This window comes from Ensifer sp. Root954, assembly GCF_001429005.1.
In the GTDB taxonomy this organism is placed as follows: domain Bacteria; phylum Pseudomonadota; class Alphaproteobacteria; order Rhizobiales; family Rhizobiaceae; genus Ensifer; species Ensifer adhaerens.
This window is the reverse complement of the sequence record NZ_LMJM01000001.1, coordinates 459,988-473,558: the sequence shown is the minus strand read 5'-3', so window position 1 is coordinate 473,558 and position 13,571 is coordinate 459,988. Positions and strand designations below refer to the sequence as shown.

The window sequence follows — 13,571 nt, the reverse complement described above, 5'->3', positions numbered from 1 at the left end:
GCTCGGCAAGGCCAAAAAGATCGCGGCGGCCCCCTTTCGAAGGCCGCCGCGTTTCTCGTCACGGTCGGATGAGCCCGGGCGTTATGCCGGCAGTTGCTCTTCCTTGGTCTTGACCAGGCTCCAGACAACACCCGAAGCGATGATCGCGAAGGTGACACCGAGCGACAGGGCCGCGGGGAACTTCTCTAGCCCCAGGAGATCGGCGACGAAGATCTTCGAACCGATGAAGATCAGGACGACGGCCAGCGCCGGCTTCAGGTAGCGGAAGCGATGGATCATGGCAGCGAGCGCGAAGTAGAGGGCGCGCAGGCCGAGGATAGCGAAGATGTTCGAGGTGTAGACGATGAACGGGTCCGTGGTGATCGCGAAGATCGCGGGAACCGAGTCGACGGCGAAGATCACGTCGGCCACCTCGACCATGACGAGCGCCATGAAAAGAGGCGTGATGAACCAGGTCATCTTGCCGGTCTTCGGGTTGACGAGCTTCACGAAGAAGCGCTCGCCGTGATGTTCCTCGGTGACGTTGAAACGGCTGCGCATGAAGCGCACGAGCGCGTTGTCCGAAACGTTGGGCTCGGCCTCCTTCATCACCAGCATCTTGATGCCGGTAAAGACCAGGAACGCAGCGAAAATATAGAGAACCCAGGAGAATTCGGCGACGAGCGTCGCGCCGACGCCGATCATGATCGCGCGCAGCACGATAACGCCAAGGATACCCCAGAAGAGAACGCGGTGCTGGTAGATGCGCGGGACGGCGAAGAAGGAGAAGATGAGGGCGATGACGAAGACGTTGTCGAGCGCCAGGGTCTTTTCGACGACGAAGCCGGTCATATAGGCAAGGCCGGACTCGGCACCGAGATACCACCAGACGAAGCCGCCGAAGCTCAGGCCGAGGGCGATATAGAAGGCGGAAAGCTTGACGCTTTCGGCAACGTTGATCTCCTTGTTCTCCTTATGGAGAATACCAAGGTCGAACGACAGGATAGCGATCACGAGGGCGAAAAAGCTCGCCCACAGCCACAGTGGCGTTCCCAGCCACACTACAGACATGAAGGAAAAGTCCACAGACGGGTCCCCAATCGGCACATGTTGTCGGAATAAGGTCCGACATCGCAAGAGTGCCGAAGCTCTCGCCAGAGGGGCCCGGACCAGCGGGTTAGGCGGCAGATAGGAGCTCGGTTTTCCGGTATCAAGGGAGGCCCATGATTTTTTTCAAGAACTCGGCCGCGCTTGCTGGCAGCCGAGCCCTGGTGGTCAAAATCGATCCCGGCAAACTCTGAGGTTGAACCGTGACGGTAGAGAATCCGACTGAAGTACCCGCGTTCGCCTGGCGCGGCGCATTTGAAAACAAGGAACTGAATACCCTGCACGCCGAATGCTTCGAGCACGCCTTGACCGATGACGACTGGTGGAGCCAGGTCAACCGCTTCAGCCTCGGCTGGGTCACCATGCGGATCTCGGGCGCACTGACAGGCTTCGTTAATGTCGCCTGGGACGGTGGCGTGCATGCTTTCCTGCTCGATACGATGGTGACGCTACCGTTGAGGCGTAAGGGTTACGCCACGCTGCTCGTCGAAGAGGCCGTAACGCACGCCAAGGCCTCGGGCTGCGAATGGCTGCATGTAGACTTCGACCCGCATCTGCGCGAATTCTACGTCGACCGGTGCGGTTTCGTGCCGACGGATGCCGGTCTCATCCAACTTCGATAAAAAAATTCTCCAGCGTCTGGCCTTTGAGCATGGTCGTCCTCGCAGCCAAGTCGATGTGGTGGCTTGATAAACTTCCTATATAAGCGAACACGACGTTCGAGGTTTCCGCCAAGACAAGGACAGATTTGATGACCGAAAAATCCCCCGCTGACAATTTCCCCGCCGGCTATGACGTTCCCAAGGTCTGGACCTGGGACAAGGGCAATGGCGGCGCGTTTGCCAGCATTAACCGTCCGACCGCCGGCGCGACGCGCGATCAGGATCTGCCCGTCGGCAAGCATCCGTTGCAGCTTTACTCGCTGGCGACGCCGAACGGCGTGAAAGTCACGATCATGCTCGAAGAGCTGCTGGCGGCCGGCCATAAGGACGCCGAATACGATGCCTGGCCGATCCGGATCGGAGACGGCGACCAGTTCGGTTCTGGCTTCGTCGACGTCAACCCGAACTCCAAGATCCCGGCGCTGATGGACCATGCGCCCAAGGGCGGCGGCGCGCCGGTGCGCGTGTTCGAATCGGCCTCGATCCTCACCTATCTCGCCGAGAAATTCGGCGCCTTCCTGCCGAGCGAGCTTCGCGCCCGCACAGAGACCTTGAACTGGCTGTTCTGGCAGATGGGCTCGGCACCGTTCCTCGGCGGCGGCTTCGGCCATTTCTATGCCTATGCGCCGATGAAGATCAAATACGCCATCGACCGCTACGCGATGGAGGTGAAGCGCCAGCTCGACGTGCTCGATCGCCATCTCGCGGAGAACCGCTTCCTCGCCGGCTCGGAATACACCATTGCCGACATGGCCACCTGGCCCTGGTATGGCAATCTGGCGCTCGGGCAGGTATATGGCGATGCCGGTACTTTCCTCGAGGTTCAGAGCTACGAGCACGTCCAGCGCTGGACGGCCGAGATCGCCGCCCGGCCGGCCGTCGAGCGTGGCCGCATGGTCAACCGCTTGAGCGGCAACCCGTCCGAACAATTGCATGAGCGTCACGACGCTTCCGACTTCGATACGAAGACTGAGGACAAGATCGTCGAGAAGCAGACCGCCTAAGGAGAATAGAATGGCCAAGCTGGCTGATATGACGAAACACCGGGGTTTTCCCTACGCCATGCCGGGCACGGGCATCCAGTTCGTCATCCGTCGGGCCAACCCCAAGGGAGCAACGCCGATCAAGGCGTTGCCCCGCCATGCCCGGCCCGGCTCCGGGGCGCACCGCATCGATGCGGCCTTCCTCCACGCCCTCTGGCATCATTTCGGCGCGGAACCATTCGAGCGCGGCAATCTCGATGCCGCCCGGCTGAACCTCCTGTTCGGACGCGAGGTGCTGCCGGTCGACAAGGATTTCGATCCCGTGTCCTACGAAGCATTGCTCGTCATCAACGAGAAGGTTGCCCGGCAAAGCTTCCCGGAATCGTTCGTCGACGTATTCGAGGTGTGATGTCGGCGGCGGCTGGCCGCTCCAACTGTTTGAGGTGGCGCACCGCCTGCCGGTGCGCCACCTCACTTTTTTACATCACGCGCGGAGTGCGCCCGTCATCCGCAACACATCCTCAAGCGGGACAAGCCCCTTCATCGCACCGCTGCCGGTAACGGGCTCGCCATCCTCGATCGCCACTGCGAAGCGGAAGGCCGGATCGGCCTCGATGCGCTGGCGCAGCGCGTGGATGCGCGGATAGTTGCGCGCATAGTCCTTCGGATCGATCGCCTCGTGGAAATCGACCCAGCGGGCCACGCCGGCAAAGACCGCATCGGCAAGCGTCGGCCGGTCGCCGATGAGGTAATTGCTGTCGCCCATCATCGCTTCCAACTGCTTGTGACGCTTGGCGACGAACTCGCGGCCGAAGGCGCGCAAGGTTTCGCGGTATTCCTCCGTGGCGTCTTCGGATTCCAGCGCCACCCACATCGAGAAGAACGCGCCGGTGAAGCCGGTGTTGAGGAAGGCGATGAACTGGTGCATGCGGTCCGCCTCGAAAGTGCCCGGGGCGAAGCTGATGCGACGCTCCTGATCGCGCCCCTCCAGCCATAAGGCGATCGCCATGGTCTCGGTCAGCACGTCGCCCTTGTCGGTCACGAGAGCGGGCGTTTCGACCCGACCGTTGAAGCGCTCATAGGCGTCGGTGCGCATTTCCCCGAGCATGTCGACGCGGGTGAGGCGATAGGGCTGGCCGAGCCATTCGAAGGCGGTGACCAGGCCGGCGGAACTTCCGAGTGGAAAGCCTGAGGTGAAGATCGGTTCAGAGACACTGTGCATGATGTCGTTTCTCCATTGTTGATGTCATGGATATATCGACGTGGACGGCGCCTCTGTAGTCGGCCTAAATTGGACTTATCGTCTGCATATGTGGACGATCGAGATTGAAGGATCTCGGCGAACGATGCCTGATTTTCGCCGAACGCCATTGGGGCGTTCGGCAATGTGCGAGATCGGCCCCTGGCAGGGCCTTGCCGCTAGGCGGAGCGAGCCGGAGACGGATAGAGGCCGCCATCGTCGGCATCGACGGTGATCGACAAGGTTACATGCCGCGGCCGCGTCAGCGCGAACAGCACTGCCTCGGCGATGTCCCGGTTCGTCGCCGCCTCGCCCTTCCGTCGACTGCCGGCCGCCTCCCATGCGCCATCAAGCGGCGAGATGTCCTCAATGTATGGCGGGTGGACGACGATCGAACGGGTGGGCGTACCGGCAAGCTTCTGGCGCAGGCCATCGGCCAGGGCGGCCTGTGCCCGCTTGGCAGCATAAAAGGGCACGGACACGGTCTGGAGTGCGGCATTAGGCAGGCCGCTGATCGAGCCGATCGTGACGATATCCGGGCGGGGCGAGTGAGCGAGCAAAGGCAGCAGCCCCTGGGTGAACAGGAAGGTCCCGGTAACCGCCGCGTTGACGACGCCGAGCACCGCGTCATCAGGATGATCCTCGTCACTGTCCTCGAGCCACATGGCGCCGTTGTTCACGAGGATATCGATGCGTCCGTTCTCGGACTTGATGCCCTCGACTGCCGCAGCCACGCTTTTCGCATCCGCAAGATCGAGCGCGACGGTTTGTACCCGTCGCCCGAGATTGAGGGCAATCGGTTTGGCCACGTCCTTGAGAGCGCTCTGGCTGCGCCCGCACAACACGAGATCGCACCCCGCTTCTGCCAGGGCATAGGCCAGGGACGCTCCGAGGCCGCGACCAGCGCCCGTAACCACCGCAACAGTTTCATTCAGTTGTATCATCCGCATCCCCTAAAGCGCGAAGAGAAGGCCGACGCGCGTGTCGAAGCCGCACAATTAGGTATCAGCGGTTGAATTTCCAACGGGAAAGCGCCGGATGCGACGACCCGGCGCACATGCCTTCGACGCGCGTTCCGCCGGGCAAAGGCAAGTGCGGGAAGATTTCAGGGTGGAGAAACGGGGGCGCCGACCTATCTCGCAGAGCAGGTGGCGAAGGAAACGGCCCCTCCGGCTTCAAAACGAAAGGACGCGTCATGGCCAAGAACACGATCTGCCTCTGGTACGACAAGGAGGCCGAGACCGCCGCTCGCTTCTACGCCGAGATCTTTCCCGATAGCCGGGTCAGCGCCGTGCATCGCGCGCCCGGCGACTTTCCGTCCGGCAAGGCGGGAGACGTGCTGACGGTGGAGTTTACGGTCGCCGGAATTCCCTGCCTCGGCCTCAACGGCGGGCCGATGTTCAAGCACAACGAGGCCTTTTCGTTCCAGATCGCCACCGACGACCAGGAGGAGACCGACCGCTACTGGAACGCCATTGTCGGCAATGGCGGACAGGAGAGTGCCTGCGGCTGGTGCAAGGACAAGTGGGGCATTTCCTGGCAGATCACGCCAAGGGTCCTGACCGATGCCCTGGCGGCCGGCGGTGCCGAAGCAAAGCGCGCCTTCGAGGCGATGATGACCATGGGCAAGATCGACGTCGCTGCGATCGAGGCGGCGCGGCGCGGCTGAAGCCTCCGCTCCGACGGAACTTTCCGGCCCGACACGGCTTACCCAATGGTGTGCGGGCAGTGTCAACCGGACGCGACAGGGATGGTGAACATGGCGGTTTTTCCGGTTTCCCGCCATGGCCAACGCAATGGCAGTCGAGCGCCCCACCTGTCCGGTTCGCCTCACGCTGTCGGCGACGCATCGCCGGCAGCACGATCGGGACAGACTTGCCGAACCTTTCCAAGTGCCCGGCTACGCGGGATCAGGCACTCAGGATATCGCGAAGCGCCTCGCCGACCCCAGTCGCCGACTGCGGGTTCTGGCCGGTGATCAGCCTGCCATCGACAACCACCTTCGATGTCCAGTCCGCGGCCGGATGGTGCGTCGCACCGCGCTCGACAAGCGTGCTTGCGAGCAGGAACGGGACCGTCTTGTCGAGGCCGACGGCGCGCTCTTCGGAATCGGTGAAGGCGCTGACGTTGCGGCCAGCAACCAGATAGCGGCCGTCGGAAAGCTTGACGTTTACGAGGGCTGCCGGTCCGTGGCAGACCGCCGCGACAGCACCGCCGGCCTCGAACACCGAACGCGTCACCCGGTCGACGGCGCGGCTTTGTGGCAGGTCCCACATGGCGCCATGACCGCCGGCGAAGAAAATGGCCGCGTAGCGGTCGGGATCGATATCATCGAGCCGAACCGTCGTGCGGATTGCGGCACGGAACCCTTCGTCGTTCCAGTAGCGGACATTGGTCCCGTCATTGAGGTCGAGCCCGTCGACCGGCGGCTCGCCGCCCTTGATCGAAGCAAACTCGACGGCAATGCCGGCCGCCTCGAGCACGGCAAGCGGGTGGGTGACCTCTCCAAGATAGAAGCCGGTGGGTTGGCCGCCCTCCCCCTTGATGCCATGGCTGGTGAGCACAAAGAGCACAGGCTTTTTCGGAACGGATGTCGTCTCTGGCATCATTTTCTCCTGGTTGAAGCGAGCCTGACATTGCGGCTCTCAATTGATGCTGCTTATTTATTGCTTCCATCTGCGGCGATAAATGCGCCGCGCAGGAAATGATCTGGTCTTCAGAGGCAAAAATGCGTCGCTTCGATCACCTCGCCGATGTCGAGGCTTTCATCACCGTCATGGACAAGGGGTCGATGACCGCAGGAGCCGTCGCGCTGGCCACGACGCCTTCCGTGCTGAGCCGCGCCATCACCAGGCTCGAGACGAAACTCGGCACGCAGCTGGTGCGGCGGACGACGCGGCGCATCAGCCTCACCGACGCCGGGCGGGTCTACCTCGATCAGGTGCGGGCGGCCTTCGAGACAATCGATCAGGCCGAACGCGCCATTCAAGGCGACGGCGTTGTTGCCGGACGCGTTCGGCTCAGTGCGCCCACGACCTATGGCCATTTCCAGCTGCCGGAAAAGCTGACCCGCTTCGCGACGAGGCATCCATCCGTCACCGTCGAGCTGTCGATTGCCAACCGCAATGTCGATCTGGTCGCCGAGGGCTACGACCTTGCCATACGCCTCGGCCAGCTCCCCGACAGCGGCATGATCGGCAGAAGGCTCGAAGACGCGCCGTTGAGGCTGGTCGCCTCGCCCGATTACGTCGCGCGGCGTGGCATGCCGCGTTCTGTCGACGAGCTCGCAGCACATACCTGCCTGCCCTTCATCATGCCGAGCAGCGGGCGTCCGGCCCCATGGCTGTTGCGCGTCGCCGGAGCCGACCTCGACTGGATACCCCATGGCCCGATCCAGGTGGAGGACGACGTGCTCGGCACCGTCTCGTTGACGGAGGCAGGCCTCGGGATCTGCCAAACCTATGATTTCATCGCGCGCGACCGCCTGGCGCGCGGCAGCCTGGTCGAGCTTCTGCCGGAATTCGGTGGCCGGTCGCGCCCCTTCTCCCTCATTTATCCGCCGCACAGAAACCTACCGGCTGCGACCCGAGCATTGATCGACTGCCTCGTGGAGCAGGCCTGAGGGAAGCGCTCGTCAGTTCGCGCCGTGGCCGTGGTGCCACCGCGCGCAATCAGCGGATCCGCAGTATGACAATCAGCAGCGATTTTGCGCCCTATCTGCTTCGCTGGTCGCTTATGCCCGATGGTGGGCCGATCGTAGAAGCACGTGTCGCGGCGGCCCGGCGCCTGCTCGAGCAGGGGCAGGACGCCCCCAAGCAGGTCGCCGCCCGCTGCGGCTTTGCCGATGCCGATACGCTCCGGCGCGCCTTCATGCGACATGTCGGCGTCACGCCGGCCGAATATCGCAAGCGCTTTGCCAGCCCGGCTCTGTCCGCGGATTGAGCCGGGCTGGCGCTATTCCCTACTCCGCCGCCTGCATCCTGCCCTCGGGCTTGCCCAGATAGGGCAGCACGAAAAGGTAAATGCCGGTCGGTAGCAGCACCGCCAACGGCGGCAGGGGCAGGTAGTAGACCCATTCGGGGAGCGTCATTACTGGCATGCCGGCAAAGATGGCGGCGACGGCCAGGGAGAAGAGCAGCGACGTCCAGCGATGGATTTTCCGGATCAGGGCGGTCATTCTGGCACCTTGGGTTTGAGCAACGGTCGTCAATGGCTGCGATCAGTCGAGTTTCGCGACGACGTCTTCCAGCTGAGTGAAGAAGCGTGGCCATCCGACCGTCGCGCCCTGGAAATAGGCCTTTTGGTCGGCTCTGAAGCCGCGCTGTTCCATGCGCAGGCTCGTGCCGCCCCTGGCGGGCGCGAGCGTCCAGGTGACGACACTGGTCAAGTCCTTGGTGTCCCAGCGATAGGCGAGCGAGCGGTTCGCCTCGATCGTCTGAACCTCGCAATCGACCTGGCCCCAATCGGCGGAAAGGGTAAAGCGACGGCCGACTTCGGGAATGAAATCGTTGCGCATCAGCCATTCGGCAATCAGATGCGGCTGCGTCAGCGCGCGCCAGATCTTCTCCGGCGGATGGGGAAAGTCGCGTTCGACGACGACAGAGCGGGTGGTTTCCGTTGTTTCGATCATTGGTCCATTCTCTTCAGGAGATCATCGAGATCGTCGAAGCGGTCCTGCCAGAAGCCGGCCATCTCCGTCGTCCAGTCAACCAGCGTCGCGAGCGCTTCGCGCCGGGCGCTGTAATAGGTGTAGCGGCCCTCATGCCGGTCGTGCACGAGCCCTGCAGCCTTCAGGATCTTGAGATGCTTGGACACGACCGGCTGCGAAACCCCGGCATCGGCCAACAAGCCGACGACCGTGGTATCCCCCTGGCGGCAAAGGTGTTCGAAGAGCCCACGGCGTGTGGGATCGGCGAGCGCCCGAAAAACCGCGTCCTGCAACTCAGTCATGTCTCATACCCGATTGGCTATGAGACGACGTATAGCCAATCGGATATGCGTTTGTCAAACGCTTATGTTTCGTCGGCCCCCATCCCTTTCAAGTGCCTTGCAGCCGCTGCCGTACCGCCCCTCCGGCACCGCGAAAGCTTGCGCTTGTTGGCGAAATGCAGCGCCCCTATAGAAGAGGCATGATCGGTCAATGTCCGCCAATGGCGGTGAGGTAGTCTGATGGTTTCGCATATTCGTGCCGTTCCTCTCGAAAAGGCATACCGGCTGCTGAACCATGGCCCGACAGTCCTGGTTTCCGCCCGCCATGGCGGCGTTCAGGATGTGATGGCGGCAGCCTGGGCCTGCGCGCTCGATTACGATCCGCCCAAGCTGACGGTCGTGCTCGACAGCGCCACCCGTACCCGCAGCCTCGCGGAGGAAGCGGGCGTGTTCGTCATCCAGGTGCCGACCGCCGCCCAGGCGCTGCTGACCCATGCGGTGGGCACCACGAGCCTTCACGACGATCCCGACAAACTTCGCAACGCCGGCGTCAAACTGTTCGACATGCCGGACTATGATCTTCCGCTTGTTACCGGCTGCTCCGCCTGGCTCGCCTGCCGGCTGATCAGCGAGCCGTCGATCGAGAGCCGCTACGACCTGTTCATCGGCGAAGTCTTCGCGGCCTGGGCCGACGATCGCGTGTTTCGCGACGGGCATTGGATGTTCGAGACGGCCGATCCGGCCTTGCGCAGCCTGCACTATGTGGCGGGCGGGCATTTCTACGCCATCGGCGATGCGATCGACGTGTCCTCCCGATAGGCCGAAAGCGCCCACCAACGGTGGCGCGTCCGGATGGCGACACTCGGTTCCCCCCATGGAGAAGACCCGGCCGCGCTCTTTCGCACGACCGGGCCCGCCCCGGGAGGCTACGCATCTTAAAAAAACCGGCCAAAAGCCTGGCGGTGAAGCGAAGGCCGTGACGTTGCCTCAGCTCCTTCCGGACAGGGCGATCACCCGGTCGAGTGCTGCAGCGAAGCCCTTGAGCGAGACAGCGAACGCCACGTCCTTTTGGCTGTCGCTGGCGAACGCGCCGATCTTCAATGCCGTGCCGCTACGAAGCAGCGCAACCGTCGCTTCGGTGAAGGTCAAAGGCACGATGCAGCCGAGCGGCAAGCAGGTGCGGAAGCGGGTCGGCTTGCCGCCGGTCGCGTCGTCGACGCCAAGCGTCACGCCCTTATCCAGATAAAGACCGAAGGGGAGCGCGAGGCTCCCCTCAAGCCCGGCTTCGGCCGCCGTGCGAAGCTCGATCGTCAGCACATGCTGACCGCTCTTGTGGAACTGGCGCTGTGAGAGGAGGCAATGTTTCTTTCCCTCGATCTCGGCGCAGGCGACGCTCCAGTCCTCGTAGGTCTCCGAAAGCTGGGAGGGCGCCGCGGGCTTGCCGGCGGCGTCTTCCCCATGAAGCGGCGTGATGGCGACGAACGTCGCCATCAGCATTGTCGAGAGCCAGACGAACCTTCGCATCAGAAGCGCACGTCGAGCTTGGCGTCGACCGCGTTCTGCGTCGTGCCCGAACCGAACTGGCCGGTATAGGTGATGCCGAGGCTCGCAGTGCCGGTCAGCGCGAAGTCGATGCCGGCTTCGATGATCGCCGCATCCTCGGCGATCGGCGTTCCGGCGACCGAGAAGGCGCTGCCCGTGCCGAACGCCATCGCCGAGAACGGGGTCGTATCGCCGAAGGCATGCTGCCAGCCGAGCATGCCGCGCAGCTTCGCTTCCGTGGTGCCGAGGCTGAGCGGAGCCGAAGCGCGAAGACCGAGCGTCGTGAAGGTCGTATCCGTCGTGTTGCTCCGGGTCGACAGAGCCGCCGCACCACCGCGCTCGGTGAAGCCGTCGGTGTGCAGGCTGACATAGGCGAGGTTGGCGAACGGCTCGAGCGCGACACTCGGCAGGTCGATGCGGTAGCCGACTTCACCGAAGGCCTGGAAGGTGCCTGCGTCATAATCGGCCTTCAACTGATCGCTGAAGCCCGGGAAGGCGACATTGCGCGACGTGTTGATCGAATGCCAGGTATAGGCAAGGCCCGAGCGCAGTGCGACGTCGCCCCACCGGCTGCCGCTATAGACACCAAGGTGGTAATTGTCGCTGTTGCCACTCGCCGAGCGGCTGTCGACGTCGAAGTTGGTCCGGCTGTAGCCGGCCATGATACCGACGAGCGCATTGTCCGAGATAGCCGCATCGAAACCGGTAACGAAACCGCCGGTCGACTGATCGAGCGCACCGGCGTTGCCGTTGCCGTCCGTGTTGGTCCAGGACCCGAACACCTGTCCCCAGCCGACCATTGCCGGCGGCGCGACGGGTACAGCGTTGACGGCGGCAACAGCACCCGTCGTGATCTTGTCCTCTGGACCGTAAGCGAGAACCGGAACGTTTGCCGCACCCACGTCGCCAAATGCATCGCGAATGCGGTTGTTGGCGGCGTTGCGCAAGAGACTGCTGTCGTTGATCAGCGCCGTCTGCGCCGAAGCGTGGACCTCGCCGGACAACAGGTCGAAGGCGCGGCGTGCTGCATCTCCATCCTGAAGGATCAGGGCGTTGTAGAGCCCGAGCGAGGGACCGCTCTGGGCGAGCGTGTTGAGGGCAAGCGCCGTCTGTCGCTGGTTGCCGGTGTTCGCCTCACCTTCAAAGACACCGGGTTCGGGCTCACCCGGCTTCGGCTCGCCGGGCTTGGGCTCTTCGCCCGGCTTGGGTTCTTCTCCCGGCTTCGTGCCGCCGTTCTTGACCTTGATCTTGAGATCGACCTGCTTTTCCTGCTGGTCAAGCGACACTTCGAGGAAGGCAGACTTGGAGATCGCCTCGGCGAACTTTCCTTCGATTGCCCGATCGGCGGTCAGGATCGTATAGGTCTGACCGGTCTTATAGCTGGTATTGGCATCGAGTGCCGTGACCTGCACGTTCGTGCCGCTGCCGATCTTCGCGATGCCGGTGTTGTCGTTGGTGCCGATGCTCTTGACGACGATGCGGTCGGAGCGGCCGTCGCCGGCGATGTCGGCCTCGTAGATCGAGCCGGTCGCCATATCCAGCCGACCCATGATCGTCAGCGTGCCAGTGGAATTGTTGCCGGGCGAAATGATCGCCTTCTTGTCGATATAGGTGTTGCCCACCGTGCCCGAGCCGCCAAGCCGGCCGAAGGCCGAACTGCTCCTTGATTCACCCCAGACGTTCACTTCACCGGTATAGAAACGGTCGCCCTCGATGCGTCCCGTCGCACCGTCGACGATCAGCGAGCCATTGGTGACCTCGAAGTTGGTCTCACTATAGTCCAAGGGGCCATTATCCGAGTCATTGTCGATCGTGTCGACGTTGCCCTTCACCACCAGCTTGCCGCCGGAAACGTTCACCTTGCCATAGAACTTCGACAGGTCACCGGTAAGGATGGTCTCGCCGGAGAAATTCGAGATCATGCCCTTGCCGACCATGACATTGCCGAACTCGTAGCCGGTGTTCGTATGGTTGAAGTTGACGTAGCCCCGGCGCGGCCCAAAATCGATCTTCGAGGACGAGTTGACCGTGCCGGCGCCCTGCGCCTGCCGTGCAACGGGTTCGGCGATATTGTTCAGATCGACGGCACCGCCGATCGTCAGATTGCCCATGCCCTCATTGTTGATACCGCCGACGCCCGAAAGCACGATGTCGCCACCAACCGAAAGCTTGGCGCCGTTGGCGACCGAAAGATTGGCGCGACCAGCCTCGCCGATCGTCAGCTTGTCGGCCACCTTGAGTTCGCTGCCGGCGCCGTCGATAACGGCCTGGATGGTGTCGGTGCTCTCGTCCTCACGCAGGATCGCGGTGTTGGTGGAAACGACAGCGCCCTTCTCGACGGTAAAGCTGTCGCCGATCGTGAATTCACCGGTGTTGACCCAGCGCGTATTGTCGCCGGTGACGAGCACCGTGCCATTTTCGAAGTAGGTCTTGTTGGTGTTGACGAGGCCGCCGTCCTCGATCCGAACTGTAGCGGTGTTCAGCGTCAGTGCACCGTAAGCGACCCCCAGGAACTCGGTGTTTAGCATGGAACCCGCGCCGCGCACCACGAGCGTTCCGTCGCCCTCCTGCAGGGCGCCGACATAGGTCTCCTTAGCCGAAACCTTGCCGCCGTTCTCGACGATCAGCGTGCCCTTGCCGCCATAGATACCGCCTTCGAAGCCGCCAACAAAGAGCATGCGGTCGCCGTTGGGATTGGCATCGACGATGTCCCAGGTCGAGCCCGGCCCGGAGACGACGACCGTGCCGACGCTGCCGCGACTGTCTGCGATGTAACCATCGGTACTCTCAACCTTGGCACCATTGTTGATCGTCAGTGTCGCGCCGCCCGGCCCGCCGCGGATAACGAGATTGCCGTTGATCGTATGGTCGCTGGACCACGTTGTGTCGTTTGGAACCAGCAATCCGGCCGCCTTTGCCGGCGACGGCACGAGTGGCACGGCGGCCAGAGCCAGTGAGAGCAGGCCGGCGCGACCGAGCGCCGTCGAACTCAGAAGGTTGATCCTCAAAACGTCCGCCTTCGCACAGGTATTCAATGTCTGCCCCTTTTCCTTTTCATTCGTGGGCGCACAAATCCCAGGCGAACGGATTCGCCGGGAAAGCACGGGTCATGGGGCGGCTATAGCAAGC

16 protein-coding genes are annotated in these 13,571 nt (G+C 62.9%); 7 read left to right on the top strand and 9 right to left on the bottom strand.

All coding sequences use genetic code 11. The annotated features are described in order from the left end of the window. Positions 1-81: 81 nt before the first annotated feature. Positions 82-1,050, bottom strand: a complete 969-nt coding sequence (locus tag ASE71_RS02090) for a TerC family protein (RefSeq protein WP_210333184.1) — start codon at positions 1,048-1,050, stop codon at positions 82-84. Positions 1,051-1,289: 239 nt separating this feature from the next. Between ASE71_RS02090 and ASE71_RS02085 the strand changes: the two genes are divergently transcribed. The 3 genes from ASE71_RS02085 (at position 1,290) to ASE71_RS02075 (ending at position 3,140) form a co-directional block, all read left to right on the top strand. Beyond that, positions 1,290-1,709, top strand: a complete 420-nt coding sequence (locus tag ASE71_RS02085; protein ID WP_034787642.1) for a GNAT family N-acetyltransferase — start codon at positions 1,290-1,292, stop codon at positions 1,707-1,709. A 128-nt stretch (positions 1,710-1,837) separates the two neighbouring features. Then, positions 1,838-2,752 (top strand): glutathione-dependent disulfide-bond oxidoreductase, encoded by a 915-nt coding sequence (gene yghU / locus ASE71_RS02080; protein ID WP_060517736.1) that lies wholly within the window; start codon positions 1,838-1,840, stop codon positions 2,750-2,752. 10 nt (positions 2,753-2,762) lie between these two features. After that, complete coding sequence (locus tag ASE71_RS02075) at positions 2,763-3,140, top strand: hypothetical protein (RefSeq protein ID WP_034787648.1); 378 nt, start codon at positions 2,763-2,765, stop codon at positions 3,138-3,140. A 75-nt stretch (positions 3,141-3,215) separates the two neighbouring features. On the opposite strand, the gene ASE71_RS02070 is transcribed toward ASE71_RS02075, so the two are convergent. Then, a complete protein-coding gene (locus ASE71_RS02070) occupies positions 3,216-3,953 on the bottom strand; it encodes a glutathione S-transferase family protein (RefSeq protein WP_060517739.1) in 738 nt (245 codons plus the stop codon). A 197-nt stretch (positions 3,954-4,150) separates the two neighbouring features. Further along, positions 4,151-4,915, bottom strand: coding sequence for an SDR family oxidoreductase (locus tag ASE71_RS02065; protein WP_060517741.1), 765 nt, complete (start codon positions 4,913-4,915; stop codon positions 4,151-4,153). 251 nt (positions 4,916-5,166) lie between these two features. Between ASE71_RS02065 and ASE71_RS02060 the strand changes: the two genes are divergently transcribed. Next, a complete protein-coding gene (locus ASE71_RS02060) occupies positions 5,167-5,640 on the top strand; it encodes a VOC family protein (RefSeq protein WP_060517743.1) in 474 nt (157 codons plus the stop codon). 241 nt (positions 5,641-5,881) lie between these two features. Here the strand turns inward: ASE71_RS02060 and ASE71_RS02055 are convergent, their stop codons facing one another. Continuing rightward, positions 5,882-6,577 (bottom strand): type 1 glutamine amidotransferase domain-containing protein, encoded by a 696-nt coding sequence (locus tag ASE71_RS02055; protein WP_060517861.1) that lies wholly within the window; start codon positions 6,575-6,577, stop codon positions 5,882-5,884. Between the two features lie 122 nt (positions 6,578-6,699). Here ASE71_RS02055 and ASE71_RS02050 point away from each other — a divergent pair, with 122 nt between their 5' ends. Both ASE71_RS02050 and ASE71_RS02045 read left to right on the top strand, forming a co-directional pair. Then, positions 6,700-7,593 carry a LysR family transcriptional regulator gene (locus ASE71_RS02050; RefSeq protein ID WP_034787658.1) on the top strand — a complete coding sequence of 298 codons (894 nt, stop codon included), beginning with the start codon at positions 6,700-6,702 and terminating at the stop codon, positions 7,591-7,593. A gap of 65 nt (positions 7,594-7,658) precedes the next feature. Next, entirely contained in the window at positions 7,659-7,913 is a 255-nt protein-coding gene (locus tag ASE71_RS02045) for a helix-turn-helix domain-containing protein (protein WP_060517745.1), read from the top strand. A gap of 19 nt (positions 7,914-7,932) precedes the next feature. Here the strand turns inward: ASE71_RS02045 and ASE71_RS02040 are convergent, their stop codons facing one another. Genes ASE71_RS02040 through ASE71_RS02030 form a run of 3 tightly spaced genes read right to left on the bottom strand, consistent with a single transcriptional unit; the run spans position 7,933 to position 8,921 of the window. Further along, positions 7,933-8,148, bottom strand: coding sequence for a hypothetical protein (locus tag ASE71_RS02040; RefSeq protein ID WP_034787664.1), 216 nt, complete (start codon positions 8,146-8,148; stop codon positions 7,933-7,935). Positions 8,149-8,190: 42 nt separating this feature from the next. Beyond that, entirely contained in the window at positions 8,191-8,601 is a 411-nt protein-coding gene (locus tag ASE71_RS02035; protein WP_060517747.1) for an SRPBCC family protein, read from the bottom strand. After that, the gene (locus ASE71_RS02030) at positions 8,598-8,921 is read right to left on the bottom strand and encodes an ArsR/SmtB family transcription factor (RefSeq protein ID WP_034787670.1); all 324 of its coding nucleotides are present in this window, start codon (positions 8,919-8,921) and stop codon (positions 8,598-8,600) included. The genes ASE71_RS02035 and ASE71_RS02030 overlap by 4 nt, the downstream gene beginning before the upstream one ends. Positions 8,922-9,140: 219 nt before the next feature. On the opposite strand from ASE71_RS02030, the gene ASE71_RS02025 reads away from it, so the two are divergent. Further along, positions 9,141-9,719, top strand: coding sequence for a flavin reductase family protein (locus tag ASE71_RS02025; protein WP_034787676.1), 579 nt, complete (start codon positions 9,141-9,143; stop codon positions 9,717-9,719). 168 nt (positions 9,720-9,887) lie between these two features. Here the strand turns inward: ASE71_RS02025 and ASE71_RS02020 are convergent, their stop codons facing one another. After that, a complete protein-coding gene (locus ASE71_RS02020) occupies positions 9,888-10,424 on the bottom strand; it encodes an invasion associated locus B family protein (protein WP_060517749.1) in 537 nt (178 codons plus the stop codon). Next, complete coding sequence (locus tag ASE71_RS02015) at positions 10,424-13,450, bottom strand: autotransporter domain-containing protein (RefSeq protein ID WP_162251834.1); 3,027 nt, start codon at positions 13,448-13,450, stop codon at positions 10,424-10,426. Before ASE71_RS02015 ends, ASE71_RS02020 begins: the two co-directional genes overlap by 1 nt. Positions 13,451-13,571: the final 121 nt, after the last annotated feature.

What these genes read in the sequence shown, in the direction of transcription:
- ASE71_RS02030 (WP_034787670.1), bottom strand. Translation starts at nt 8,921, where the DNA reads ATGACTGAGTTGCAGGACGCGGTTTTTCGGGCGCTCGCCGATCCCACA.
- ASE71_RS02055 (WP_060517861.1), bottom strand. Translation starts at nt 6,577, where the DNA reads ATGCCAGAGACGACATCCGTTCCGAAAAAGCCTGTGCTCTTTGTGCTC.
- ASE71_RS02060 (WP_060517743.1), top strand. Translation starts at nt 5,167, where the DNA reads ATGGCCAAGAACACGATCTGCCTCTGGTACGACAAGGAGGCCGAGACC.
- ASE71_RS02070 (WP_060517739.1), bottom strand. Translation starts at nt 3,953, where the DNA reads ATGCACAGTGTCTCTGAACCGATCTTCACCTCAGGCTTTCCACTCGGA.
- ASE71_RS02020 (WP_060517749.1), bottom strand. Translation starts at nt 10,424, where the DNA reads ATGCGAAGGTTCGTCTGGCTCTCGACAATGCTGATGGCGACGTTCGTC.
- ASE71_RS02065 (WP_060517741.1), bottom strand. Translation starts at nt 4,915, where the DNA reads ATGATACAACTGAATGAAACTGTTGCGGTGGTTACGGGCGCTGGTCGC.
- ASE71_RS02045 (WP_060517745.1), top strand. Translation starts at nt 7,659, where the DNA reads ATGACAATCAGCAGCGATTTTGCGCCCTATCTGCTTCGCTGGTCGCTT.
- ASE71_RS02025 (WP_034787676.1), top strand. Translation starts at nt 9,141, where the DNA reads ATGGTTTCGCATATTCGTGCCGTTCCTCTCGAAAAGGCATACCGGCTG.
- ASE71_RS02040 (WP_034787664.1), bottom strand. Translation starts at nt 8,148, where the DNA reads ATGACCGCCCTGATCCGGAAAATCCATCGCTGGACGTCGCTGCTCTTC.
- ASE71_RS02035 (WP_060517747.1), bottom strand. Translation starts at nt 8,601, where the DNA reads ATGATCGAAACAACGGAAACCACCCGCTCTGTCGTCGTCGAACGCGAC.
- ASE71_RS02075 (WP_034787648.1), top strand. Translation starts at nt 2,763, where the DNA reads ATGGCCAAGCTGGCTGATATGACGAAACACCGGGGTTTTCCCTACGCC.
- ASE71_RS02050 (WP_034787658.1), top strand. Translation starts at nt 6,700, where the DNA reads ATGCGTCGCTTCGATCACCTCGCCGATGTCGAGGCTTTCATCACCGTC.
- yghU (WP_060517736.1), top strand. Translation starts at nt 1,838, where the DNA reads ATGACCGAAAAATCCCCCGCTGACAATTTCCCCGCCGGCTATGACGTT.
- ASE71_RS02090 (WP_210333184.1), bottom strand. Translation starts at nt 1,050, where the DNA reads ATGTCTGTAGTGTGGCTGGGAACGCCACTGTGGCTGTGGGCGAGCTTT.